Origin of the sequence: Micromonospora sp. CA-240977 (assembly GCF_050942285.1) — a bacterium.
Classification (GTDB): domain Bacteria; phylum Actinomycetota; class Actinomycetes; order Mycobacteriales; family Micromonosporaceae; genus Micromonospora.
Map to the genome: position 1 here is coordinate 6,124,874 of NZ_CP192055.1, position 25,548 is coordinate 6,150,421.

Genomic DNA, 25,548 nt, shown 5'->3' on the forward strand with positions numbered 1-25,548 from the left:
CCCTCAGGCCGTGTACGGGTAGGTGGGCGTGCCGCCGGCCGCAGGCGGCGGAGCCGCCGCTTCGAGCAGCCGCTCGATCTCCTTGCCGTTGGCGCCGTTGCGCGCCTCGGTGTCCCGGAACGCCTTGGCGATCTCCTCGGTGCCCTGCTTCAGCGCGGCGAGTTTCTGGGAGAGCGTCTGGAGGTGCGTCTCCATGTTGCCAGTGGACTTGGTCAGCGCCTGCCACTGCATCCGGGCGTCCTCGTACGCGCCGAAGGGAGTGCCGCCCGGGACGGTCTGGGCGGTGTTGCTGTCGCCCTTCATCCGCTCCTTGATGCGTTCCATCTCGTAACTGATGGTGTCGTCGACGTACTGCTTCAGTCGATCGACGTACGCCGCCGCGGCGTCCAGGTCCTCGACGCTGACGTGTAGATCGCCGGTGTTCGGCGGCGGGATGGTCCCCATGAGCTTCCTCCCCCGTTCCCGACCCGCCGGGTCGGTCCATGTCAGACGCAGCGTATCGAGTCTGACCAAGTCGGGGCAGCCCCGGTCGCCGCCCTGTCGCGCCGGCCTTCGTCGATGGCGGGGCGGTCCTGGCGGTGGCGCGCTGTGGAACCCGACCAGTGCCGACGGGCCCGCGAGAACGCGGGCCCGTCGGGTGACGTGTCGAGTATGGAGAGTAGTGGGTCACCGCTGGCGGGCGCTGCCCCGCGGCGGGTGGTCAGGCCGGGTGGTCGCCGGCCGGGACCTTCATGCCGTTGCCGCCCAGCGGGGTGAGCGGCAGCAGCTTCTTGCCGGTCGGGCCGATCTGGATCTCGGTGTCCATCGATGGGCAGACGCCGCAGTCGAAGCAGGGCGTCCACCGGCAGTCGTCCTGCTCGAACTCGCTTACCGAGTCCTGCCAGTCCTGCCAGAGCCAGTCCTTGTCCAGGCCCGAGTCGAGGTGGTCCCAGGGCAGGACCTCAAGCTCCTCGCGCTGCCGGGTGGTGTACCAGTCGAGGTCGACACCGAACGCGGGCAGCGTCTCGGCCGCCGCGTCCACCCAGCGCTGGTAGGAGAAGTGCTCGCTCCAACCGTCGAACCGGCCGCCGTTCTCCCAGACCTTGCGGATCACCGAGCCGACCCGGCGGTCGCCCCGGGAGAGCAGCCCTTCGATAAGTGACGGCTCACCGTCGTGGTAGCGGTAGCCGATGGCCCGACCCAGCGAGCGGTCCGAGTTGATCGCCTGCTTGAGGATCTTGAGGCGGTGGTCGATGACCTCCGGACGCTCCATCGCGGCCCACTGGAACGGGGTGTGCGGCTTCGGCACGAACCCACCGATGGAGACCGTGCAGCGGATGTCCTTGGAGCCGGTGGCGGCCCGACCGGCCTTGATCACCTCGTGCGCCATGTCCGCGATCTCGAGGACGTCCTCGTCGGTCTCGGTGGGCAGGCCACACATGAAGTAGAGCTTCACCTGCCGCCAGCCGTTGGTGTACGCGGTGACGACGGTGCGGATCAGGTCTTCCTTCGACACCATCTTGTTGATGACCTTGCGGATCCGCTCCGACCCGCCCTCCGGGGCGAAGGTCAGGCCGGTCCGCCGCCCGTTGCGGGACAGCTCCTGGGCGAGGTCGATGTTGAAGGCGTCGACCCGGGTCGACGGCAGCGACAGCGAGACGTTGGTGCCCTCGTACTGCTGGGCGAGGCCCGAGCACATGTCACCGATCTCGGAGTGGTCGGCCGAGGAGAGCGACAGCAGACCCACCTCGGAGAAGCCGGAGAACTCCAGGCCGTCGCGGACCATCTGCCCGACCGTGGTGATCGACCGCTCCCGCACCGGACGGGTGATCATGCCGGCCTGGCAGAACCGGCAGCCCCGGGTGCAGCCCCGGAAGATCTCCACCGCGTACCGCTCGTGCACCGTCTCGGCCAGCGGGACGAGGGGCTTCTTCGGGTACGGCCAGGCGTCCAGGTCCATCGTCGTGCGCTTGTGCACCCGGAACGGCACGTCCGCCCGGTTCGGCACGACCCGCTGGATGCGCCCGTCCGGGAGGTAGTCGACGTCGTAGAAGCGCGGCACGTAGACGCTCTCGGTGCGCGCCAGCCGCAGCAGCAGTTCGTCGCGGCCCCCCGGGGAGCCCTCGGCCTTCCACTCCCGGACGATCGCGGTAATCTCCAGGACCGCTTCCTCGCCGTCGCCGAGCACTGCGGCGTCGATGAAGTCGGCGATCGGCTCCGGGTTGAACGCGGCGTGCCCGCCGGCCACGATCACCGGGTCGGCGTCGGTGCGGTCGGCGGCCAGCATCGGAATGCCGGCCAGGTCGATCGCGGTGAGCATGTTGGTGTAGCCCAGCTCGGTGGAGAAGGAGATGCCGAACACGTCGAAGTCGCGTACCGCCCGGTGCGCGTCGACGGTGAACTGCGGCACGCCGTGCGTGCGCATCAGGTTCTCCAGGTCCGGCCAGACCGCGTACGTCCGCTCGGCAAGGGTGTCGGGCAGCTCGTTGAGCACCTCGTAGAGGATCTGCACGCCCTGGTTGGGCAGGCCCACCTCGTACGCGTCGGGATACATCAGCGCCCAGCGCACTGTCGCGGCAGCCCAGTCCTTGGTCACCGCACCCAGCTCGCCCCCGACGTACTGGATGGGCTTGGAGACCTGGGGCAGCAGCGGCTCGAGCTGGGACCAGACGGACGGCTCCAGGTCGCGGTTCGGCGTTGGAGCCGCCGAGCTGGAGTCGTCGCGAGAGTTGGTCGCGGCCGCGCGCGGCGTCGTGGACGGGGCACTCATGATGCCCAAGGGTACGCGCCCGCCTGGCGGTGGCGACGCGGTACTAACCTCGGACCGGCGTGAGAGGAGATTGCCGCGATGCCCGAGCCCCAGCCGGGAGCACGGCCGGCCGACGGGAGCACCCCGGGCGCGGAGCCGGACCGGGATCCGGCGGCCGCCGATCAGCCGGCCTCCCCAGCCGTACCGTCGGACCAGCCGGCACCGTCAGACCACCCGGCACCGTCGGACCAGCCGGCACCGTCGGACCAGGCCGCACCGTCGGACCAGCCGGCGCCGTCGGACCAGCCCGCACCGTCGGACCAGGCCGCACCGTCGGACCAGCCGGCGCCGTCGGACCAGCCCGCTCCGACGGACCGACCGGAACCGCCGACGCGGCAGGAGACTCGGGATCAGCCGGCCACCACCGCGGAGGTCCCCGCGCCCAGGTGGAGCGGCTCCGCGCCGGTGCCGCCCCCGCTGCCGCGCCGACCCGTCTGGGGCGAGTCGGCCGAGCCGACCCCGCCGGCGCCCCTGCCCCTGGGGCCGCCGGAGCACCAGACGCCTGTCGACCCGTGGGCCGGCGTGGACACCGGCGGCTGGGACCTGCCCTCCGCCGAGCTGCCGCCGCTGCCCCCACTACCGCCGACGCTGCCGCACCCGATGCCGCCGGCGACCCGCCAGTGGTCCGGCCCGCCCGCTCCCCCGGTGGGGTCGCACCCGGTGTCCCCAGCGGCCGCGCCGAGGCCACCGCAGGTCACCGGGCCCAGGATGCCGGCCCGGCCGACGTCGCCGCCCGCGCCGCCGATGCCCACCGTGCCGAAGCAGCGCCGGGGCCGGCGATCCGCCCCGCCACCCGCGGTGCCACCGGGCTGGCAGGCCCCCAAGGGGTACGTGCCGGTGCCGGTCCGCCGTCGTCGCCGCTGGCCCTGGCTGCTGCTGCTCACCCTGGCCTGCTGCTGCGGCTGCCCCGCCTACTACGGGTTCCCGATCTCCACCCAGTACCCGGTGCAGGCCGCGCTCCCCGCCCAGGTGGACGATCTGAAGCTGCGTCAGGACAGCCGCAGCACCGAGACCGCCCGGCAGTTGGAGAACGAGGTACGCAGGGAGCACTGGCTGGCCGAGGCCACCTTCGCCGGCGTCTACTCCACTTCGGGGGGCAAGCAGGTGACGGTGTTCGGCGACACGGGTTTTCGGTTCACCCCCGAGTCGGACGCGGAGGCCGAGATCAGCCGGCTCACCGAGCGGTACGCGCTGGACGCCGCCGAGACCGTGGACACCGGTGTACGGGGCCGGCACGAGCGGTGCGCGGTCGGCCGGTCGGACGACGGTGACGTGGTGGTCTGCACCTCTGTCGATTACGGCAGCATCGCCACCGGGGTGTTCACCCGGCTCTCCATCGCCGACAGTGCCGCCCTGTTGAACACCCTGCGCGTCCAGATCATCCAGCCCAAGTCCTGAACCCGGTGGGGATCAGGCCTCGCGGATCGGGTCCGGGTGGGCGCGCGGCGGGGCGTAGCGGGGGACGTACTCCTGGCCGGTGAGCTTCTGGATCTCGCTCATCATCTCGTCGGTCATCTGCCGCAACGAGGTGCGGTCGGTCGGCCGGCCGGACAGGTCCATCGGCTTGCCGAACCGGATGGTGATCTCGGCAGTGCCGGGACGGGGGAACCGGGCGCCGATCGGCTGCGCCTTGTCCGTGCCGATCATGCCGACCGGGATGACCGGCACGCCGGTCGAGGTCGCCAGCCGAACCGTGCCGGTGCGCCCCCGGTAGAGCCGGCCGTCCGGCGAGCGGGTGCCCTCCGGGTAGACCACCACCAGGTCACCGTTCTTGAGCACCGGGATCGCCGCGTCGAACGCGGACAGCGCGGCCCGGCCGCCACCCCGCTCCACCGGAATGGCGCCCAGGCCGGTGAGCACGAACTTGGAGATCGCACCCTTGACACCGGTGCCCTTGAAATACTCCGACTTCGCCCAGAACGCCAGGTGCCGGGGCACGACAGTGCCGAGGAACAGTTCGTCAGCCACCGACAGGTGGTTGCCGGCGAAGATCGCCCCGCCGCTCTTCGGCACGTTTTCCAGCCCCTCGACGGTCGGGCGGAACGCCAACCGCAGCGTGGGCCCCACAGCGAGCTTGCCGATGGTGTAGAGCAGGGGCACTGGTCCTCCGGCAGATCAGGTGCGAACAGGCGGTGTCACGGTAGCGGACGCCCGCACACCCTCCGGATGGAGGTGGCGCGACGCCCGCTACCTGACGATGGTCCCTACACCCGGCGGACGGAGACGGTCACCTGCTCGCCCTCGCCGACCTCGCCGGCGAAGCCGTCGACGCCCTCGGCGAAGTCCACCGAGTCGGCCAGCACCTCACCGGACACGAAGTCGAGGTACCCGGCCACCGCCGCGCGTACCTCCTCGGAGGCCGACACCGACACCACGATCCGGTCCGACACGTCCAGGTCGGCGTCCCTCCGAGCCTGCTGCACCACCCGCACCACGTCGCGGGCCAGCCCCTCGGCGGCCAGCTCGGGGGTGACCTCGGTGTCCAGCACCACCACACCCTCACCGCCCGGCAGCGGCGCCGAGTTCTCGGCGTCGGCGGCGACCAGCCGCAGCTCGTACTCACCCTCGGCGAGGGCCACGCCGGCGGCCACCGGGGCGCCGTCGACAAGCTCCCAGTCGCCCGCCTTCACCGCCTTGATCACCTGCTGCACCTGCTTGCCGACCCGCGGACCGAGCGCCCGGGGCACCACTGTCAACACCTGCTCGCAGTACGCGGACAGCTCCGCGCTGAACTCGACGGCCTTCACGTTGACCTCGTCGGTGACCAGGTCGGCGAACGGGCGCAACTGCTCCGCCGCCGGCGAGGCCACGGTCAGCCGGGACAGCGGCAGCCGCACCCGCAGACCCTTTGCCTTGCGCAGCGACAGCGCCGCCGAGGCGACCGCCCGGGTGGCGTCCATCGCGGCGACGAGGTCGTGGTCGGCCGGGAAGTCGGTCGCCTCCGGCCAGTCGGTCAGGTGCACCGACCGCTCACCGGTCAGGCCCCGCCAGATCTCCTCCGCTGTCAACGGCGCCAGCGGCGCCACCACCCGGCAGAGCGTCTCCAGCACCGTCCAGAGCGTGTCGAACGCGTTGGCGTCGCCGGACCAGAACCGGTCCCGGGAACGGCGCACGTACCAGTTGGTCAGCGCGTCGAGGTAGGACCGGACGGTGGCGCAGGCGCCGGAGATGTCGTACGCGTCCATCTGCGCGCCGACAGTGGCCACCAGCTCGTTGGTCTTCGCCAGCACGTACCTGTCGAGCAGGTGCGTCGAGTCGGTGCGCCGGCGCGCCTGGTGCCCGTCGGCGTTGGCGTAGAGCGTGAAGAAATACCAGACGTTCCACAACGGCAGCAGCACCTGCCGGACGGCGTCGCGGATACCCGCCTCGGTGACCGCCATGTCGCCGCCGCGCAGCACCGGCGAGGACATCAGCATCCACCGCATCGCGTCCGAGCCGTACGCGTCGAAGACGTGGTAGACGTCCGGGTAGTTGCGCAGGCTCTTGGACATCTTGCGCCCGTCCGAGCCGAGCAGGATGCCGTGGCTCAGGCAGTTGCGGAACGCCGGCCGGTCGAACAGCGCGGTGGCCAGCACGTGCATCGTGTAGAACCAGCCGCGGGTCTGCCCGATGTACTCGACGATGAAGTCACCCGGGTAGTGGTGCTCGAACCAGTCCGCGTTCTCGAACGGGTAGTGCACCTGGGCGAACGGCATCGAGCCGGACTCGAACCAGCAGTCCAGCACCTCCGGCACCCGGCGCATCATCGACTGGCCGGTCGGGTCGTCCGGGTTGGGGCGGACCAGGTCGTCCACCGCCGGCCGGTGCAGGTCGGTCAGGCGTACGCCGAAGTCCCGCTCGATGTCGGCCAGTGAGCCGTAGACGTCCAGGCGCGGGTAGTTCGGGTCGTCCGACTTCCACGCCGGGATCGGTGAGCCCCAGAACCGGTTCCGGCTGATCGACCAGTCCCGGGCGTTGGCCAGCCACTTGCCGAACGAGCCGTCCTTGATGTGACCGGGCGTCCAGTTGATCTCCTGGTTCAGCTCGACCATCCGGTCCCGGAACTGCGTCACCGCGACGAACCACGACGACACCGCCTTGTAGACGAGCGGGGTGTCGCAGCGCCAGCAGTGCGGGTACGAGTGGGTGTAGGTGTCCTGCCTGAGCACCACCCCCCGCTCCTTCAGCTCCCGGATCACCGGCTTGTTGACGTCGAAGACCTGCTCACCCTGGTACGGCGGGACCAGCGCGGTGAAGCGGGTGTGGTCGTCGACGGTGACGATGGTGGGGATGCCGGCGGCGTTGCATACGTTCTGGTCGTCCTCACCGAAGGCCGGGGCGAGGTGCACGATCCCGGTGCCGTCCTCGGTGGTGACGAACTCCGCGCCGAGCACCTGGTAGGCGTTGTCGCCGGCCTGCTCGACGAGGAAGTCGTACAGCGGGGTGTAGCGGCGGCCGACCAGGTCCCGGCCGTACACCGTGCCGACCTGCTCGAACCCGTCCAGTTCCTTGCCGTACGCGGCCAGCCGCGCCGCGCCGACGACGTAGCGGTCCCCGTCGCGTTCCAGCACCGCGTACTCGATGTCGGGGCCGACGGCGAGCGCCAGGTTCGACGGCAGGGTCCACGGCGTGGTGGTCCAGACGCCCAGCTTGACGGGCCCACGCACCAGTTCCGGCGCGGACTCGTCGGCGGTCAGCCCGAACCACACCGACAACGTCGGGTCGTGCCGGTCCCGGTAGACGTCGTCCATCCGGGTCTCGGTGTTCGACAGCGGCGTCTCGCAGCGCCAGCAGTACGCCAGCACCCGGAAGCCCTCGTAGATCAGACCCTTGTCGTGCAGGGTCTTGAAGGCCCACATGACGCTTTCCATGTAGTCCAGGTCGAGGGTCTTGTAGTCGTTAGTGAAGTCGACCCAGCGGGCCTGCCGGTTGATGTACCGCTCCCAGTCCTGGGTGAACTCCAGCACCGAGGTGCGGCAGGCCTCGTTGAACCGGGCCACGCCCAGGTCGATGATCTCCGCCTTGCTGGTGATGCCGAGCTGCTTCTCGGCGACCACCTCGGCGGGCAGGCCGTGGCAGTCCCAGCCGAAGCGCCGCTCGACGTGCCGCCCGCGCATTGTCTGGTAGCGCGGCACCACGTCCTTGACGTACCCGGTGAACAGGTGACCGTAGTGCGGCAGACCGTTGGCGAACGGCGGGCCGTCGTAGAAGACGTACTCGTTCTTGCCGTCATCGCCGGCGGGCCGGGCCTCGACCGACGCCTCGAAGGTCCGGTCGGCCGTCCAGTGCTCCAGCACCCGGCGCTCGACCGCAGGCAGGTCCGGGCTCGCCGGGACTCCGGCGGCGGTCGGGTCGTGCAACGGATAGGCCATCGGGGGTCGCTCTCCTCATGCAGCTCACTCAACGTGGGTCTGCGAGGACGAACCTTCCGGGGGTACGCCTCGACGGCGTTCCCGGGTGATCCGCGGTACCACCCCGCTTGGCGGTCACGATTCGACCGCCCGCTCATTGGCCGGCTGTGACGGGCCGCACCCGTCCGGTTCTACTGGGCCGGTTTCCCGGCTGTTCTTCCGGAGGCTCACCGGTGATGGCCGGGTCATCGCCTTACGGTGCCCAACGATACTCGACCCGCCCACCGCCGCGCCGCCGAGTGATGACGCACGCCGGCACACCCTAGGCTGGCCGGGTGATCCGGATCGAGTTGGACGAGCCGACGCTGTCCCGCACCCGGATCGCCACCAGCCCGCTGTGGGAGGTGCTGACCAGCCTGTTCGTGCTGCACCGCCATCCGGTGGAGGCGCCCTGGCCGTACACCGCCTGGGCGCGACACGCCCGCCGGGTGCTCGCCGAGGTGCCGGCGACCGCGCCGGCCCGGCTGCTGACCATCGGCCTACCCGCACCGGACTTCCTCAGCCCGATCCCCACGTCGGCCGCGCCGACCCTTGCCGAACAGCTCGCCGAACTGCGCGCGACGCCGGCTGAGGTGATCGCCGAGCAGATCCCCCACTACTACGACCCGGACGACCTGCCGGAGTGGCTCGGCCCGTTCGTCACGGACCGGCGGGCCGCCCTGGACCGGCTCGCCGACGGCATCGAGGCGTACTGGGACGCGGCCATCGCGCCGTGGTGGTCGGCGATGCAGGCGGCGCTGGACGAGGAGGTGCTGCACCGGGCGCGGGCGCTCGCCGCGTACGGTCCGGACGCGCTGCTTACCGACCTGCACGAACGGGTGCGCTGGAAGAAGCCGGTGCTGACGCTGGTGAAGCCGTCGGAGCAGCAGATCACCGCGGTGAACCAGCGGCTGCTGCTGCTTCCCCTGATCTTCTCGCAGGGAGCGCTCATCTGCGCCACCGACCATCCGGAGGTCATCGCCGTCTCCTACCAGGCGCGCGGGGCGGTGCTGCTCGCCGAGGGTGGGCCCGCCTCGGCGCCCCGGACGACACCGGCCACGGATCGCCTGGCGGTGCTTGTCGGCCGAGGTCGTGCCCAGGTGCTGCGGGCGCTGGCGAGGCCGGCCACCACCGCTGGCCTCGCGGCGACCTTGGGGCTCGCCCCGAGCACCGTGTCGGAGCAGCTCTCCGCGCTGCTGGCCGCCGGCGTGGTGCACCGCCGCCGGGTGGGCCGGCGGGTGTTGTACGGCCTGGAACCGGCCGGCCTGGCACTGGTACAGCTCGTCGGTGACGAGCCGACGAGCGCCTCGGCGTGAGCATTCGGCTCGATCCGAATCCGTTTCCCACCCGTTCCCGGCACTCCTAGCCTGCGGATCTCGATCACGCGATCGAGGCGGTCGGGGTGAGCCGCAGGTACCGCAGCCGCCCCGGGATGGTCACGACGATCCCAGCGCCGTGAGGTCCAGGCAGTCCGCGGCGTCGACCTGACGGTCGGCAACGGGGAGCCGTTCGGCCTGCCCGGCCCAACCGGCGCCGCCCCCCTGTTGATCATGGAGTTGTCGCCTCGCTCGACGGCGTGTCGCGGCGACAACTCCATGATCAACCAAGGGTCAGGGGGCGGGGAGGGTGGTGCTCCAGAGGGAGGCGCCGTCGCGGTCACGAAGGTGCACCGTCAGGGCCTCCGACTCGCCGTCGATGGAGACCTCACCGAAGTGCTGGAAACCCTCCGCCGGCGAGGTGTTGGCCACCGGAGGGGCGTGCACGAAGGCCGCCCGCGGTCCGAACGTGCCGTCCAGCGCGTTCGGGCCGAACGCCCCGGCGTGCGCCGGGCCGGAGACGAACTCCCAGAACGGGGTGAAGTCGCCGACCGCCGCCCGGGACGGGTCGTAGTGGTGCGCCGCCGAGTAGTGCACGTCGGCAGTGAGGAAGACCATGCCGGTCACCCCGGCGCGGTGGGTGGCCCGCAGCACCTCGGCGAACTCCAGCTCACGCCCGGCCGGTGCGCCCGGGTCACCCTGCGCGACACCCTCCTGCGCTGTCGGACCGTCCGGCACCACCACCCCGATCGGCAGGTCGTTGGCGATCACCTTCCAGGTCGCAGTGGACCGCTTCAGCTCCCGGATCAACCACTCGCGCTGCTCACGGCCGAGCAGCCCGCGCTTCGGGTCGGCGTACGTGTTGCCGTCGTTGGGGTCCTTGTGGGTCCGCATGTCGAGCACGAACACGTCAAGCAGCGGCCCGTGCGAGATCCGCCGGTACAGCGGCCCGTCGTCCGGCACGGGCAGCCACTCGTGGAACGCCTGACTGGCCCGCGCGGCGAGCACGTCCACCCGCTGCTCGGTGTAGCGCGGGTCGTCCAGGACCTCCCCCGGGTACCAGTTGTTGAGGACCTCGTGGTCGTCCCACTGGTTGATCTGCGGCACCGCCGCGGCGAACTCCCGCAGATGCTCGTCGAGCAGGTTGTAGGCGAACTGTCCCCGGTACTCGGTCAGGGTCTCGGCGACCTTGCTCTTCTCCGGCGTCACCACGTTGCGCCAGATCCGCCCGTCGGGCAGGGTCACCGACTCGACAAGCGGGCCGTCGGCGTACACCGTGTCACCGCTGCACAGGTAGAAGTCGGGCCGGACCTCCCGCATCGCCCGGAAGATCGACAGCCCACCGAAGTTCGGGTCGATCCCCCAGCCCTGCCCGACGATGTCGCCGGTCCAGACGAACGTCACGTCGCTGCGCCGGTGCCGGCCCGGCGCCGTGGTCAACGTCCCGGTCAGCGGCTCGCTGACCACCCCGTGCCGCTCCAGGCTCTCCACCCGGACCCGGTAGTGCAGACGCTCGGCGTCCGGCAGCCCCCGCAGCCGGACCTTGCCGGTGAAGTCGCCGTTCGGGGTGAGCACCGGGCCGCGCAGCTTGCGCGCCCCCCGGAAGTCCGGCCGGCGGCTCACCTCGACAAGCATCCGGCCCGGCCGGTCGGCCCGGGTCCAGACCAACGCGGAGTCGGCCGTCACGTCACCGCTCTGCACGCCGTGGGTGAGCACCGGACGCGCGGCCGGGCGATAGGCCGGGGCGGCGTTCGCGCCGGCGCCGCCCAGCAGGGTGCCGCCGGCGACTCCGGCGCCGACCACCAGGCCGGCCCGCAGCAGGGTACGTCGATCAAGCTCGGTCATGCTTCCTCCCGGTCATGGGTTGACCCCGTCGGTCTACCGGGCGGAGATGACCGCGATCGGCGGCCCGGATGACCGGCGCCCGAACGCCGGTTGTCCGGCCGGAACGCCTCGGGCCGGCCCGCCACGCGTGACCGGGGTCACCACGACGGTTGTCACGGCAGGCCCCGGTCGGACCGTCGTAGCGGTGTCGGATCGAACAGGGAGTTGGTCATGCAACGAATGAGGCTCTTCGAGGTCGCGCCGCAGGGATACCAGGCCGTGTCGGGCCTGGAGAAGTACGTCCAGGCGAACGTCGACCACACCGTGCTGGAGCTGGTCAAGCTGCGGGCGTCGATGCTGAACGGCTGCGCGTACTGCGTGGACATGCACAGCCGCGACGCCCTCGCCGCCGGCGAGTCGAGCCGGCGGCTGTTCGCGGTGGCCGCCTGGCGGGAGGCACTGTCGTTCTTCGACGAGCGGGAACAGACCGCGCTGGCGCTCACCGACGCGGTGACCCGGCTCGGCGAGCACGGAGTGTCGGACGAGGTGTGGGACGCCGCCGCGAAGGTCTGGTCGGAGAAGGAACTGGCCGATCTGGTCCTCGCGATCGCCACAATCAACGTGTGGAATCGTATCGCCGTGACGACGCACACGGAGCCCCCGGCGCAGGTGTGACGACCGAGGCGGCAGAGGCGGCCGGTGCGCTCCAGGCGCACCGGCCGATGCTGCTCGGGCTCGCCTACCGCCTGCTCGGCAGCCGACAGGACGCGGAGGACGTGCTCCAGGAGGCGTACCTGCGGTGGCTGGGCGTGGACCGCGCCACAGTGGCCGAGCCGCGCCGCTACCTGTCCCGAGTGGTCACCCGGCTGGCGATGGACCGACTGCGGGCCCGGCAGGCGGCCCGCGAGACGTACGTCGGGACGTGGCTGCCCGAGCCGGTGCCGACCGCGCCCTCGCCCTTCGGGCCGTTGGACCGGGTGGAGCTACGCGACTCGCTCTCCACCGCGTTGCTGCACGTCCTGGAGCGGCTCACCCCGCCGGAGCGGGCGGTGTACGTCCTGCACACCGCCTTCGACCTGCCGTACGCGGAGATCGCCGAGATCCTGGACCGGTCCGTCGCCGACTGTCGGCAGCTGTACCACCGGGCGACCGCGCGGGTACGGCAGGAGCAGCGCCGGTTCACCGCCAGCCGCCCGGAGCGGGAGCGGCTGCTTGACGCGTTCCTCGCCGCCGCCCGCGACGGCGACCTGGCGAGGCTCACCGATCTGGTGGCCGCCGACGCCACCGCGTGGAACGACGGTGGCGGTCGGGTGCGGGCCGCCCTCAACCCGGTCACCGGCGCGGACCGGATCGCCCGGTTCTACGCCGGGGTCTACGGCCCGCGTCACCAGGTGACGATGGATCCGGTCGAGCTCAACGGGGAACCGGCGATGCTGATCACCCGCGCCAACGGCAACCGGTACACGCTGACCATCGCCGCGGCCGACGGACGGATCACCGGGATCTACGTGGTCGGCAACCCGGCGAAGGTACCGGCGGTCGGCTGAGCCAGGGCGTCGTCGGTCGGCCCCGGGCCGGTGGGCGTCAGCCCAGCTCGGGGAACCAGAGGGCGATCTCGCGCTTGGCGCTGTCCGTCGAGTCGGAGGCGTGCACCAGGTTCTCCCGGTTGGACAGCGACAGGTCGCCCCGGATGGTGCCGGCGGCGGCCCGGCGCCCGTCGGTGGCCCCGACCAGCCCACGGACCACGTCGATGACCTGGTCTCCGGAGAGCACCAGCGCGACAAGGGGACCGCCGGTCATGAAGTCCTTCAGCGGCGGGTAGAACGCCTTGTCGACGTGCTCGGCGTAGTGCTCGTCGGCGAGCGCGGCGTCCATCGTCCGGTGCACCATCGCGTCGATCCGCAGCCCCTTGCGCTCGAAGCGGGAGAGGACCTCGCCGACCAGGCCACGGCGGACCGCGTCGGGCTTGATCAGAACGAGGCTGCGCTCATCCGGACTGTTGCTGGACACGCTGGGTTCCTCCTGTGCACGCTGAACGCTCGGGATCGGTACGGTCAGCGTAGCGACCCGGTCCCGGCGCCGGCGCGGCGGCCGGTCTTTCGCCCGGTGGCCGATCCGGCCTAGCCTGGCCCTGACCCGGGAGGTCCACTGTGGCGAATGGCGGGAACCGACAAATCGCGCCGGTACGCAAGCTGATCGGCGCGGTGCTGGGCACCGTGGCCACCTTCGTCGTCCTCTTCGGGCTGGGCATGACCAGTTGGGCCATCGTGGCTCTCGGGGTCGCCCTGCTGGTGCTGGCGATCGCGCTGGCGACCGTACGTGGCGGCGGGCGCACCTGGGTGGTCGGTGTCGGGCATGTGCACAGCGCCTCCGAACCACCCACCCAGTACGCGTTCGGCCGCTGCGAACTGCAACTGGTGATCGACGCGCCCGGTCTGCCGCCCCGGTCCAAGAAGATCATCGAGCCGAGGGTGCCGGTCTCCAAGTGGCCGTCGCTGGGTCAGACCCTGCCGATCCGGGTCGCGTTGGACGACCAGCGGCACGTCAAGGTCCTCTGGGACGAGGTGCCCACCCACGCCGAGACCGCGGCGGCCGTCGCCGACCTCCCACCGGAGTTCGCCGACGCCGACGCCGTTGACGAGGTGCTGATCCAGCAGGATGCCCCGCCGTGGGCCGGTCGCACCTCGGACGACGACTTCCGGGACGACTTAGGCGACCCGCTCGGTGACCGGTTCGGTGATCCGCTCGGTCCCGACCCGGCCCGCCCCGACCCCGTGCGGGACGACCCGGGCGTCAGGTCCGAGGAACGCGAGCCCGTGGTGATGCACCAGAGTCCGGGCGGCCCCGTGGTGTTGGAGGGCGTCCTCGTCGAGCAGCAGGCCAGGGGCGGCCTGCCCCGGCGGGCCACTCCTGCGCCGCGCCCGCCCGCCGAGGAGCGGTTCGACGAGCCCACCGGCGACCGGGCCGACGTGCCGGCGGCTGACCGGATCGCCGACCCGCCGCCCGCGCAGCGGTCGGCTTCGGGCGCGACCGACCCGCTGGACCCGCTGGATCTTCCGTTGGACGATCCCTCGCCGGTCGGAGCGGCGCGCGAGACCGTCAGCGACGCGGAACTTGACGAGGCGATCTTCGGGTTGGCCGGGGACGCGGCCGCGGACCCGGCCGCGCCGATCAGCGGGGTGGGACTCACCCTGCTGGTGACCGACCTGTCCCGGTCGCTCGACTTCTACCGCGACGTGCTCGGCTTCACCGAGGTCGACCAGGGCGCCAGCAACGCCGTACTCGCCTCCGGCACGACCCGGCTCGTCCTGCGCGAGGTGACCGGGGCCGCGCCCATCAGCCGTCGGCTGGTGCACGTCAACCTCGAGGTCAACGACATCGAGGCGGCATACGAGCGGTTGCGCGGCTCGGGCGTCCGCTTCACGTACGCGCCGCGGGTGGTCAACCGGGGCTCGAAGCTGGAGGTCTGGGCGGCGGCGTTCCGCGACCCGGACGGCCACGGCATCGCGCTCACCCAGTGGCGCGAACGCGCCGACGCCTGACCCGCCCCGCACCGCCGGGCCGGCGTCAGCCGAGGATGACCCGACGTACGTGCAGCGCGTACGCCCAGACCAGGGCGAAGATGATGCCCAGGGCGAGCAGCGACCAGTGCAGCAGGCCGCCCAGCATCAGCAGGCCCTGGAGCGCCGTGCCGGCGTGCCACGCCCAGCGGCGGCGCATCATGCCGGCGACCACGATGGCAGCCACCGCCAGTGCCACCACAGTGCCGATGGCGGCACCGCTCAGGTCACCGCCGACCACCCGGATCGGCTGGATCGCCAGCAGCAGCACCAGCGCCTCCAGGCTGAGCGTGCCGGCGCCCAGACCCCGGACCGCCCGCTCCGGGTTGCGCAACCCGGAGCGTCGCGGCTGCCCGGCGACGGGCTCCTCCTGCACGGACTGGTCAGCCGGGTCACCGGTGGCGCCAGGGTCCCGCTCCGGGTCGGTCATCGCTTCAGCAGCCGACGAGCGTCGGCGACCGTCACCACCGACCCGGTGACCAGCACCCCGACCCCGCTGAGCTCACCGGGGACGTCCTCCTCGGCCAGGGCCACCGCCAGCTCGATGGCGTCCGGCATCTCCTCGGCCGAGTCCACCCGCGCCTCGCCGAAGATCTCGGCGGCCAGCGCCGCGAGTTCCTCGGTCGGCATCGCCCGCGGCGAGCTGTTGCGGGTGACCACCACCTGGTCGACCACCGGCTCCAGCAGCTCCAACATGGCCTCCGCGTCCTTGTCGGCCAGCACGCCGACCACCGCCACCAGCTTGCTGAACGCGAACTCCTCCTGGAGCGCGGTGACGGTGGCCTTCATGCCGTGCGGGTTGTGCGCGCCGTCGAGCAGGACCGTCGGCGCGTTGCGGACCCGCTCCAGCCGACCCGGGGAACTGGCCGAGGCGAAGCCCTCCCGGACCGTCTCGACGTCCAGCTGACGTCGGGCCCCGGCGCCCAGGAACGCTTCCACGGCGGCGAGCGCCACCGCGGCGTTCTGCGCCTGGTGGGCGCCGTGCAGGGGGATGAACACCTCGTCGTAGACGCCACCCAGGCCCTGGAGGCTGAGCACCTGACCGCCGACCGCGACCGCCCGACCCAGTACGCCGAACTCGGCGCCCTCCCGGGCGATGGTGGCCCCGACCTCGGCGCTGCGTTCGAGGAGGGGACCGGCCGCCTCCTCCTCCTGCGCCGCGGCGATCACCGTGGCGCCCGGGTGGATGATGCCGGCCTTGGCCAGAGCGATGTCCTGGAGCGTGTCACCGAGCCACTCGGTGTGGTCCAGCCCGATCGGGGTGATCACACAGACCCCGGCCTGGATGACGTTTGTGGCGTCCTCGGCGCCGCCGAGGCCCACCTCGACCACCGCGATGTCGACGGGCGCGTCGGCGAACGTGGCGAACGCCAGCGCGGTCGTCATGTCGAAGTACGTCAGCGGCTCGTCCGACCGCGCGTCGACAAGCTCGGCCAGCGGTTTGATCTCCCGGTACACCGCGGCGAACCGCTCCTCGCTTACCGGTTCCCCGTCCAGGCTGATCCGCTCCCGGACGGTCTCCAGGTGCGGGCTGGTGTACCGGCCGGTGTGCAGCCCGAACGCCCGCAGCAGCGAGTCGATCATCCGCGCGGTGGAGGTCTTGCCGTTGGTGCCGGTCAGGTGGATCGCCGGGTACGCCCGCTGCGGACTGCCGAGCAGGTCGAGCAGCGACTCGATCCGGTCCAGCTCGAAGACCATGCGGGTGAAACCACGGGCGTTGAGCTCGGCCTCGACGGCGGCGAAATCGGTACGGTCGGTCACGAGGGAAGCGTCTCCAGAGCAGCGTCGATCCGGACCAGGTCGGCCTCGGCGGTGGCGAGCCGGTCGCGGATCTTGGCGACCACCGGCTCGGGGGCCTTGCCGATGAAGGCCGGGTTGTCGAGCTTCGCCCGAGCCTGCGCGACCTCCTTCTCGGCCGCCGCGCGGTCCTTCGTCAACCGGGCCCGCTCGGCGGCCACGTCGATCGACCCCCGGGTGTCCAACGCGACACCGACCGCGCCGGGCATGGCCAGCGTGGCGCTGGCCTGGAAATCGTCACCGGCCGGGTCGAGCCGGACCAGGGAGCGGATCAGCGGCTCGTGGGCGTCGATGCCCGCCCCGGCCAGCCCGTCCAACCGGGCGGCCACCCGCTGGGTCGGGCGCAGCCCCTGATCGGAGCGGAACCGCCGGATCTCGGTGACCACCCGCTGCACACTGGCCAGCTCGGCCTCGGCGGCGTCGTCGACGAGCGACCGGTCGGCCACCGGCCAGGCGACGGTCTGCACCGTCTCGCCACCGGTCAGCGCGAGCCACAGCTCCTCGGTGACGAACGGGATGACCGGGTGCAGCAGCCGCAGCAGTTGGTCCAGCACGTGCCCGAGCACCCGGCGGCTGGTCTCGGCCCGCTCACCGCCCTCGGCGAGCACCGGCTTGCTCAGCTCCACGTACCAGTCGCAGACGTCGTCCCAGGCGAAGTGGTAGAGCAGGTCACACACCTTGGCGAACTCGTACGCCTCGAACTGCTCGTCGACCTCGGCGGTGACGTGCGCCAGCCGGGACAGGATCCACCTGTCGACGGTGGAGAGCCGCTCGGCGGGCGGCAGGTCGCCAGTGGTGTGCGCGCCGTTCATCAGGGCGAACCGGGTGGCGTTCCAGAGCTTGTTGCAGAAGTTGCGGGAGCCCTGGCACCACTCCTCGCTGACCGGCACGTCCTGACCGGGGTTGGCGCCCCGGGCCAGGGTGAACCGGGTGGCGTCGGCACCGAACCGGTCGATCCAGTCCAGCGGGTCGACGACGTTGCCGAACGACTTCGACATCTTCTTGCCGTGCTCGTCGCGGACCATGCCGTGCAGGGCCACCACGTCGAACGGCTGCTTGCCGTCCATCGCGTACAGGCCGAACATCATCATCCGGGCGACCCAGAAGAACAGGATGTCGTAGCCGGTGACAAGGACGCTTGTCGGATAGAACTTGACCAGGTCCGGGGTCTGCTCCGGCCAGCCGAGCGTGGAGAACGGCCACAGCGCGCTGGAGAACCAGGTGTCGAGCACGTCCTCGTCCTGCCGCCAGCCGTCGCCGGTCGGCGGCTGCTCGTCCGGACCGACGCAGACGATCTCGCCCTGCGGGCCGTACCAGACCGGAATCCGGTGCCCCCACCACAGCTGCCGGGAGATGCACCAGTCGTGCATGTTGTCGACCCAGGCGAAGTAGCGCTTGGCCAGCTCGGCCGGCTCGATGCGGACCCGACCGTCGCGCACCGCGTCGCCGGCGGCCTGCGCCAGCGGCCCGGTGTTGACGAACCACTGCAACGACAGCCGCGGCTCGACTGTCGTCTTGCACCGCGAGCAGTGCCCGACCGCGTGCACGTACGGCCGCTTCTCCGCGACGATCCGACCCTGCTCGCGCAACGCCGCCACGATCGCGGGCCGCGCCTCGAACCGGTCCAGCCCTTCGAACGGACCGGGCACGGTGATCACGCCACGCTCGTCCATGACGGTGATCGCGGGCAGGTCGTGCCGCTGGCCGATCTCGAAGTCGTTCGGGTCGTGCGCCGGGGTCACCTTGACCATGCCGGTGCCGAACGACGGGTCGACGTGCGCGTCGGCGACGATCGGGATGCGGCGGCCGGTCAGCGGCAGCTCGACCTCGGTGCCGATCAGGTGCTGGTAGCGCTCGTCGTCCGGGTGCACCGCCACCGCGGTGTCGCCAAGCATCGTCTCGGCCCGGGTGGTGGCCACCACGACCTCGTCGCTGTATCGGATGGAGATCAGCTCACCGTCGTCGTCGGTGTGCTCGACCTCGATGTCGGAGAGCGCGGTCAGGCAGCGCGGACACCAGTTGATGATCCGGTTGGCCCGGTAGATGAGGCCCTCGTCGAAGAGCTTCTTGAAGATCGTCTGGACGGCGCGGGTCAGCCCCTCGTCCATCGTGAAACGCTCCCGGTCCCAGTCGACGGAGTCGCCGAGGCGTCGCATCTGCCCCAGGATCGCCCCACCGGACTCGGCCTTCCACTGCCAGACCCGCTCGACGAACTTCTCCCGGCCGAGGTCGTGCCGGGACAGGCCCTCGGCGGCGAGCTGACGCTCCACCAGGTTCTGGGTGGCGATGCCGGCGTGGTCCATGCCCGGCAGCCACAGCGCCTCGAAGCCCTGCATCCGCTTGCGCCGGGTCAACGCGTCCATCAGCGTGTGCTCGAAGGCGTGACCCATGTGCAGTGAGCCGGTCACGTTCGGCGGTGGGATGACGATGGCGAACGGAGGCTTGTCGCTGTCGGCCGAGGCCCGGAAGTGGCCGGCGGCTACCCACTGCTCGTACCGTCGCTGCTCTACCTCACCGGGCTGGTACTGGCCGGCAAGGGTCGGGGCGTCGGGGCGTCGGGCATCCAGTCTCTCGGTCACCTGACAAGTCTACGGAGGGCTTCCGCGGACCTGACGTGCGCCACCTGTGGTTCGCGTACGGTGTCGGCTATGTCCGACGCACATCTCACCGAGCGGTCGCTCGACGGCGGCCGCGAGCCGGTCGAGCTGACCGAAGAGCCGATCCAGCTGAGCACCCGGGACTCCGGGGGCGACCCCGACGACCGCTCGGGCGGCTGGTCGAGACGACGCAAGATCGGTTGGACGGTCGCGCTGGTGGTCGGCCTGGCGGGCGCCGGGGTGCTGGGCGCCGCCGGGTGGCGGGTGGCGCAGCAGAAGGACACCGCACTCACCTCTCCCCCGCAGGTGGCCGGCCTGACCCGGGACGACAGCGAACGAGCGAAGAGCACTGCCGACTACCTGCGCAGCGGCCTGGCGGCGGACATCGAGTTGGACCGCAGCTTCGGCACCGTCTACCGCGACCCGGCCGACGACAAGCGCTCGGTACTCATCTTCGGCGGCACCACGCTGCTCTGGCAGCCCGAGCGGGACCTGGAGAGCCTGTTCCGCCTGATGGCCGACGAGACCGGTGCGGTGACGGGTCTCCGCGAGATGCCCGCCGGCGACCTGGGCGGCGTGCTGAAGTGCGGCAGCACCAGCGGCGAGGGTGGCGACTTCGCGGTGTGCGGGTGGGCCGACCACGGCAGCGTGGTGATGGCCATGTTCCCCGGCAGGTCGGTCACCGACGCCGGGGCCCTCCTCCGCGGCCTCCGCGAGGACATGCAGACCCGCGACTGAACAGCACGGCCCCGACAGCGCGGCCCCGACAGCGCGGCCCCGACAGCGCGGCCCCGACAGCGCGGCCCCGACCCCGTTGATCGACTCGGGTTCCTGATATCCGGGCTAACCAGCGGCTACGGATACCCCGGGTTTGGTGATCCCGAGTCGATCAACTCCGGTACGCGCCCAGCAACCCGGCGCCCAGGGGAAACGCAGAAAGGGCCACCCTGTCGGGTGACCCTTTCTGGAAAGATTGTCCGGCGGCGTCCTACTCTCCCACACCCTCACGAGTGCAGTACCATCGGCGCTGGAGGGCTTAGCTTCCGGGTTCGGAATGTAACCGGGCGTTTCCCCTCCGCCATGACCGCCGTAACTCTATCGACATGTCAAACAACACCACACAGTGGTCTGTTGTTCGTTTATCGAGAGTTGCACAGTGGACGCGTAGCAGCTTAGTAGTCAAGTCCTCGGCCTATTAGTACCGGTCAACTGAACCCGTTACCGGGCTTACATTTCCGGCCTATCAACCCAGTCGTCTAGCTGGGGGCCTTACCCCACCAAGGTGGGTGGGATACCTCATCTTGAAGCAGGCTTCCCGCTTAGATGCTTTCAGCGGTTATCCCTTCCGAACGTAGCTAACCAGCCGTGCCCTTGGCAGGACAACTGGCACACCAGAGGTTCGTCCGTCCCGGTCCTCTCGTACTAGGGACAGCCCTTCTCAAGTATCCTACGCGCACGGCGGATAGGGACCGAACTGTCTCACGACGTTCTAAACCCAGCTCGCGTACCGCTTTAATGGGCGAACAGCCCAACCCTTGGGACCTGCTACAGCCCCAGGATGCGACGAGCCGACATCGAGGTGCCAAACCATCCCGTCGATATGGACTCTTGGGGAAGATCAGCCTGTTATCCCCGGGGTACCTTTTATCCGTTGAGCGACACCGCTTCCACTCGCAAGTGCCGGATCACTAGTCCCGACTTTCGTCCCTGCTCGACCTGTCAGTCTCACAGTCAAGCTCCCTTGTGTACTTGCACTCAACACCTGATTGCCAACCAGGCTGAGGGAACCTTTGGGCGCCTCCGTTACCTTTTAGGAGGCAACCGCCCCAGTTAAACTACCCACCAGACACTGTCCCTGAACCGGATAACGGTCCGAAGTTAGATACCCAAATCAACCAGAGTGGTATTTCAAGATTGCCTCCACCCATACTGGCGTATGGACTTCACCGGCTCCCACCTATCCTACACAAGCTAATTCGAGTACCAATGTCAAGCTATAGTAAAGGTCCCGGGGTCTTTCCGTCCTGCCGCGCGTAACGAGCATCTTTACTCGTACTGCAATTTCGCCGGGCCTGTGGTTGAGACAGTGGGGAAGTCGTTACGCCATTCGTGCAGGTCGGAACTTACCCGACAAGGAATTTCGCTACCTTAGGATGGTTATAGTTACCACCGCCGTTTACTGGCGCTTAAGTTCTCCGCTTCGCCCCCGAAAGAGCTAACAGGTCCCCTTAACGTTCCAGCACCGGGCAGGCGTCAGTCCATATACATCGAATTACTTCTTCGCATGGACCTGTGTTTTTAGTAAACAGTCGCTTCCCCCTGCTCTCTGCGGCCATACAACGCTCCACCCGCGCGGGGCTTCACGTCTCCGGCCCCCCTTCTCCCTAAGTTACGGGGGCAATTTGCCGAGTTCCTTAACCACAGTTCGCCCGATCGCCTCGGTATTCTCTACCTGACCACCTGTGTCGGTTTGGGGTACGGGCCGCTAAGAACTCGCTAGAGGCTTTTCTCGGCAGCATAGGATCACTGACTTCACCTGAATCGGCTCGGCATCACGTCTCAGCCTATGTGTGTTGCGGATTTGCCTACAACACGGCCTACACGCTTACCCCGGCACAACCACCGGCCGGGCTCAGCTACCTTCCTGCGTCACCCCATCGCTTGACTACTACCCATCAGGTTCCCAGCCTCCCTCAGCTCAGTCCGAAGACCTCACCAAGTTCGGGTGGTTAGCACAACGAGGTTCGTCAGGGACGCTCTTTCGCGGGTACGGGAATATCAACCCGTTGTCCATCGACTACGCCTCTCGGCCTCGCCTTAGGTCCCGACTCACCCAGGGCGGATTAGCCTGGCCCTGGAACCCTTGGTCATCCGGCGGAAGGGTTTCTCACCCTTCTTTCGCTACTCATGCCTGCATTCTCACTCGTGCCGCGTCCACAACTGGGTCACCCCGCTGCTTCACTCGCGGCACGACGCTCCCCTACCCATCCACACACCTGCACAAGGAATCAAGTCCAAGCGAGGATAAAATGTGAATGCCACAGCTTCGGCGGTGTGCTTGAGCCCCGCTACATTGTCGGCGCGGAACCACTTGACCAGTGAGCTATTACGCACTCTTTAAAGGGTGGCTGCTTCTAAGCCAACCTCCTGGTTGTCTATGCGACCCCACATCCTTTTCCACTTAGCACACGCTTAGGGGCCTTAGCTGGTGATCTGGGCTGTTTCCCTCTCGACTACGAAGCTTATCCCCCGCAGTCTCACTGCCGCGCTCTCACTTACCGGCATTCGGAGTTTGGCTGATTTCGGTAAGCTTGTGGGCCCCCTAGACCATCCAGTGCTCTACCTCCGGCAAGAAACACGCGACGCTGCACCTAAATGCATTTCGGGGAGAACCAGCTATCACGGAGTTTGATTGGCCTTTCACCCCTAACCACAGGTCATCCCCCAATTTTTCAACATTGGTGGGTTCGGCCCTCCACGCGGTCTTACCCGCGCTTCAGCCTGCCCATGGCTAGATCACTCCGCTTCGGGTCTAGGACACGCGACTGAATCGCCCTATTCAGACTCGCTTTCGCTACGGCTCCCCCACACGGGTTAACCTCGCCACATGCCACTAACTCGCAGGCTCATTCTTCAAAAGGCACGCCGTCACCCCGCAAGGCTCCGACGGATTGTAGGCGAACGGTTTCAGGTACTATTTCACTCCCCTCCCGGGGTACTTTTCACCATTCCCTCACGGTACTTGTCCGCTATCGGTCACCAGGAAGTATTTAGGCTTACCAGGTGGTCCTGGCAGATTCACGGCAGATTTCAGGGGTCCGCCGCTACTCGGGAACACCCACAGAAGGTCAGCAACTTTCACCTACCGGACTCTCACCGTCTACGGTCAGCCATTCCAGACTGTTCGACTAGCCACTGACTTTGTAACTTCTCGAACAAGTGTCAGCTTGTTCAGCAGGGTCCCACAACCCCGACCACGCAACCCCTGACAGGTATCACACGCAGCCGGTTTAGCCTCGATCCGCTTTCGCTCGCCACTACTCACGGAATCACTAAATTGTTTTCTCTTCCTGCGGGTACTGAGATGTTTCACTTCCCCGCGTTCCCTCCACACACCCTATGTGTTCAGGTGTGGGTGACACCACATGACTGGTGCCAGGTTTCCCCATTCGGACACCCTGGGATCACAGCTTGGTTGACAGCTCCCCCAGGCCTATCGCGGCCTCCCACGTCCTTCATCGGCTCCTGGTGCCAAGGCATTCACCGTTCGCCCTTGACAACTTGACCACAAAGATGCTCGCGTCCACTGTGCAATTCTCAACAAACGACCAACCCACAACCCGATCCGCCCCACACCAGCACCACCACAGTGATCGGTATGTGAGGCCAGGCCATGCCTGGCAACCTCGTGCGACGCTCACGCCACACTCAAGGCTCTGAAACAACAACCCATGGTTGTTCTTTCAGGACCCAACAGGGTGCTTACATTCCCCCCCAGCCGCACCAGAAGCAACCGTTCCCACCAACCCCGAAGAGTGGCTGTACTAGGCGCCGCCGGCCGTTGCCAGGGCAAAACTTGCCAGTGTCTCCGCCATCTGAGCACCCCGACCCAACATTCGTGGGCCGCGGGCTCCTTGCACCCTTTCGGGTGAAGGTGCTCCTTAGAAAGGAGGTGATCCAGCCGCACCTTCCGGTACGGCTACCTTGTTACGACTTCGTCCCAATCGCCAGCCCCACCTTCGACGGCTCCCTCCACAAGGGTTGGGCCACCGGCTTCGGGTGTTGCCGACTTTCGTGACGTGACGGGCGGTGTGTACAAGGCCCGGGAACGTATTCACCGCAGCGTTGCTGATCTGCGATTACTAGCGACTCCGACTTCACGGGGTCGAGTTGCAGACCCCGATCCGAACTGAGACCGGCTTTTTGGGATTCGCTCCACCTCACGGTATCGCAGCCCATTGTACCGGCCATTGTAGCATGCGTGAAGCCCTGGACATAAGGGGCATGATGACTTGACGTCATCCCCACCTTCCTCCGAGTTGACCCCGGCAGTCTTCGATGAGTCCCCGCCATAACGCGCTGGCAACATCGAACGAGGGTTGCGCTCGTTGCGGGACTTAACCCAACATCTCACGACACGAGCTGACGACAGCCATGCACCACCTGTGACCGCCCCCGAAGGACCTGCCATCTCTGACAGTTTTGCGGCCATGTCAAACCCAGGTAAGGTTCTTCGCGTTGCATCGAATTAATCCGCATGCTCCGCCGCTTGTGCGGGCCCCCGTCAATTCCTTTGAGTTTTAGCCTTGCGGCCGTACTCCCCAGGCGGGGCGCTTAATGCGTTAGCTGCGGCACAGGGAACCGGAGAGGCCCCCCACACCTAGCGCCCAACGTTTACAGCGTGGACTACCAGGGTATCTAATCCTGTTCGCTCCCCACGCTTTCGCTCCTCAGCGTCAGTATCGGCCCAGAGACCCGCCTTCGCCACCGGTGTTCCTCCTGATATCTGCGCATTTCACCGCTACACCAGGAATTCCAGTCTCCCCTACCGAACTCTAGCCTGCCCGTATCGACCGCAGGCTTGGGGTTGAGCCCCAAGTTTTCACGGTCGACGCGACAAGCCGCCTACGAGCTCTTTACGCCCAATAAATCCGGACAACGCTCGCACCCTACGTCTTACCGCGGCTGCTGGCACGTAGTTGGCCGGTGCTTCTTCTGCAGGTACCGTCACTCTCGCTTCGTCCCTGCTGAAAGAGGTTTACAACCCGAAGGCCGTCATCCCTCACGCGGCGTCGCTGCATCAGGCTTCCGCCCATTGTGCAATATTCCCCACTGCTGCCTCCCGTAGGAGTCTGGGCCGTGTCTCAGTCCCAGTGTGGCCGGTCGCCCTCTCAGGCCGGCTACCCGTCGTCGCCTTGGTAGGCCATCACCCCACCAACAAGCTGATAGGCCGCGAGCCCATCCCAAGCCGAAAAACTTTCCACCCCCAGCCATGCGGCCGGAAGTCCTATTCGGTATTAGCCCCCGTTTCCGAGGGTTATCCCAAAGCTTGGGGCAGGTTGCTCACGTGTTACTCACCCGTTCGCCGCTCGAGTACCCCGAAGGGCCTTTCCGCTCGACTTGCATGTGTTAAGCACGCCGCCAGCGTTCGTCCTGAGCCAGGATCAAACTCTCCAACAAAAAACTATGTTGAACAGCATCCTGACAACAAACAAATGTTGCCAAAGGAATCCCAACCAGCCAGAAAAACTGACCAGTCCGGGGTATAAATCATAATTGGCACTGGCTTTACAAGCA

At 68.5% G+C, this 25,548-nt stretch carries 15 protein-coding genes and 3 rRNA genes; 6 read left to right on the forward strand and 12 right to left on the reverse strand.

What is annotated here, in order from left to right; all coding sequences use genetic code 11:
- Positions 1-3 precede the first annotated feature (3 nt).
- Both ACQPWW_RS27710 and ACQPWW_RS27715 read right to left on the reverse strand, forming a co-directional pair.
- On the reverse strand, positions 4-444 hold the full coding sequence (locus ACQPWW_RS27710) for a hypothetical protein (protein WP_433126569.1): 441 nt from the start codon (positions 442-444) through the stop codon (positions 4-6).
- Between the two features lie 256 nt (positions 445-700).
- Entirely contained in the window at positions 701-2,749 is a 2,049-nt protein-coding gene (locus tag ACQPWW_RS27715) for a TIGR03960 family B12-binding radical SAM protein (RefSeq protein ID WP_433126570.1), read from the reverse strand.
- A gap of 444 nt (positions 2,750-3,193) precedes the next feature.
- Here ACQPWW_RS27715 and ACQPWW_RS27720 point away from each other — a divergent pair, with 444 nt between their 5' ends.
- On the forward strand, positions 3,194-4,186 hold the full coding sequence (locus tag ACQPWW_RS27720) for a hypothetical protein (protein WP_433126571.1): 993 nt from the start codon (positions 3,194-3,196) through the stop codon (positions 4,184-4,186).
- A gap of 12 nt (positions 4,187-4,198) precedes the next feature.
- Here the strand turns inward: ACQPWW_RS27720 and ACQPWW_RS27725 are convergent, their stop codons facing one another.
- Positions 4,199-4,888, reverse strand: a complete 690-nt coding sequence (locus ACQPWW_RS27725; protein WP_433126572.1) for a lysophospholipid acyltransferase family protein — start codon at positions 4,886-4,888, stop codon at positions 4,199-4,201.
- A 104-nt stretch (positions 4,889-4,992) separates the two neighbouring features.
- Positions 4,993-8,139 (reverse strand): isoleucine--tRNA ligase, encoded by a 3,147-nt coding sequence (ileS, locus tag ACQPWW_RS27730; RefSeq protein WP_433126574.1) that lies wholly within the window; start codon positions 8,137-8,139, stop codon positions 4,993-4,995.
- Positions 8,140-8,453: 314 nt separating this feature from the next.
- Between ileS and ACQPWW_RS27735 the strand changes: the two genes are divergently transcribed.
- The gene (locus ACQPWW_RS27735) at positions 8,454-9,473 is read left to right on the forward strand and encodes an ArsR family transcriptional regulator (RefSeq protein ID WP_433126575.1); all 1,020 of its coding nucleotides are present in this window, start codon (positions 8,454-8,456) and stop codon (positions 9,471-9,473) included.
- Positions 9,474-9,767: 294 nt separating this feature from the next.
- On the opposite strand, the gene ACQPWW_RS27740 is transcribed toward ACQPWW_RS27735, so the two are convergent.
- A complete protein-coding gene (locus tag ACQPWW_RS27740) occupies positions 9,768-11,318 on the reverse strand; it encodes an alkaline phosphatase D family protein (RefSeq protein WP_433126577.1) in 1,551 nt (516 codons plus the stop codon).
- A gap of 210 nt (positions 11,319-11,528) precedes the next feature.
- Between ACQPWW_RS27740 and ACQPWW_RS27745 the strand changes: the two genes are divergently transcribed.
- The gene (locus ACQPWW_RS27745) at positions 11,529-11,972 is read left to right on the forward strand and encodes a carboxymuconolactone decarboxylase family protein (RefSeq protein WP_238670872.1); all 444 of its coding nucleotides are present in this window, start codon (positions 11,529-11,531) and stop codon (positions 11,970-11,972) included.
- A complete protein-coding gene (gene sigJ, locus ACQPWW_RS27750; protein ID WP_433126579.1) occupies positions 11,969-12,844 on the forward strand; it encodes an RNA polymerase sigma factor SigJ in 876 nt (291 codons plus the stop codon). Before ACQPWW_RS27745 ends, sigJ begins: the two co-directional genes overlap by 4 nt.
- Positions 12,845-12,881: 37 nt before the next feature.
- On the opposite strand, the gene ndk is transcribed toward sigJ, so the two are convergent.
- Entirely contained in the window at positions 12,882-13,307 is a 426-nt protein-coding gene (gene ndk, locus ACQPWW_RS27755) for a nucleoside-diphosphate kinase (RefSeq protein ID WP_196919324.1), read from the reverse strand.
- A gap of 140 nt (positions 13,308-13,447) precedes the next feature.
- Between ndk and ACQPWW_RS27760 the strand changes: the two genes are divergently transcribed.
- Positions 13,448-14,839: a VOC family protein gene (locus ACQPWW_RS27760; RefSeq protein ID WP_433126580.1), complete on the forward strand. Its 1,392-nt coding sequence runs from the start codon at positions 13,448-13,450 to the stop codon at positions 14,837-14,839.
- 25 nt (positions 14,840-14,864) lie between these two features.
- On the opposite strand, the gene ACQPWW_RS27765 is transcribed toward ACQPWW_RS27760, so the two are convergent.
- From ACQPWW_RS27765 to ACQPWW_RS27775, 3 genes are read right to left on the reverse strand one after another with little or no spacing between them, the layout of a single operon-like run.
- Entirely contained in the window at positions 14,865-15,287 is a 423-nt protein-coding gene (locus tag ACQPWW_RS27765; RefSeq protein ID WP_433126581.1) for a DUF4233 domain-containing protein, read from the reverse strand.
- Entirely contained in the window at positions 15,284-16,618 is a 1,335-nt protein-coding gene (locus tag ACQPWW_RS27770) for a bifunctional folylpolyglutamate synthase/dihydrofolate synthase (protein WP_433126582.1), read from the reverse strand. Before ACQPWW_RS27770 ends, ACQPWW_RS27765 begins: the two co-directional genes overlap by 4 nt.
- Positions 16,615-19,233: a valine--tRNA ligase gene (locus tag ACQPWW_RS27775; protein WP_433126584.1), complete on the reverse strand. Its 2,619-nt coding sequence runs from the start codon at positions 19,231-19,233 to the stop codon at positions 16,615-16,617. Before ACQPWW_RS27775 ends, ACQPWW_RS27770 begins: the two co-directional genes overlap by 4 nt.
- Positions 19,234-19,302: 69 nt before the next feature.
- Between ACQPWW_RS27775 and ACQPWW_RS27780 the strand changes: the two genes are divergently transcribed.
- On the forward strand, positions 19,303-19,989 hold the full coding sequence (locus tag ACQPWW_RS27780; RefSeq protein WP_433126586.1) for a hypothetical protein: 687 nt from the start codon (positions 19,303-19,305) through the stop codon (positions 19,987-19,989).
- Between the two features lie 237 nt (positions 19,990-20,226).
- Here ACQPWW_RS27780 and rrf read toward each other — a convergent pair.
- The 3 genes from rrf to ACQPWW_RS27795 all read right to left on the reverse strand — a co-directional run bounded on the left by rrf (position 20,227) and on the right by ACQPWW_RS27795 (position 25,431).
- Positions 20,227-20,343, reverse strand: a 5S ribosomal RNA gene (gene rrf / locus ACQPWW_RS27785).
- An 83-nt stretch (positions 20,344-20,426) separates the two neighbouring features.
- Positions 20,427-23,538 (reverse strand): 23S ribosomal RNA (locus ACQPWW_RS27790).
- A 378-nt stretch (positions 23,539-23,916) separates the two neighbouring features.
- Positions 23,917-25,431, reverse strand: a 16S ribosomal RNA gene (locus ACQPWW_RS27795).
- Together the 16S, 23S and 5S rRNA genes form the textbook arrangement of a ribosomal RNA operon.
- Positions 25,432-25,548 lie beyond the last annotated feature (117 nt).

Bases quoted from the DNA above. Each gene is read 5' to 3' on its own strand.
- ACQPWW_RS27740 (WP_433126577.1), bottom strand. From the start codon at position 11,318: ATGACCGAGCTTGATCGACGTACCCTGCTGCGGGCCGGCCTGGTGGTC.
- ACQPWW_RS27715 (WP_433126570.1), bottom strand. From the start codon at position 2,749: ATGAGTGCCCCGTCCACGACGCCGCGCGCGGCCGCGACCAACTCTCGC.
- ACQPWW_RS27765 (WP_433126581.1), bottom strand. From the start codon at position 15,287: ATGACCGACCCGGAGCGGGACCCTGGCGCCACCGGTGACCCGGCTGAC.
- ACQPWW_RS27780 (WP_433126586.1), top strand. From the start codon at position 19,303: ATGTCCGACGCACATCTCACCGAGCGGTCGCTCGACGGCGGCCGCGAG.
- ACQPWW_RS27710 (WP_433126569.1), bottom strand. From the start codon at position 444: ATGGGGACCATCCCGCCGCCGAACACCGGCGATCTACACGTCAGCGTC.
- ACQPWW_RS27745 (WP_238670872.1), top strand. From the start codon at position 11,529: ATGCAACGAATGAGGCTCTTCGAGGTCGCGCCGCAGGGATACCAGGCC.
- ileS (WP_433126574.1), bottom strand. From the start codon at position 8,139: ATGGCCTATCCGTTGCACGACCCGACCGCCGCCGGAGTCCCGGCGAGC.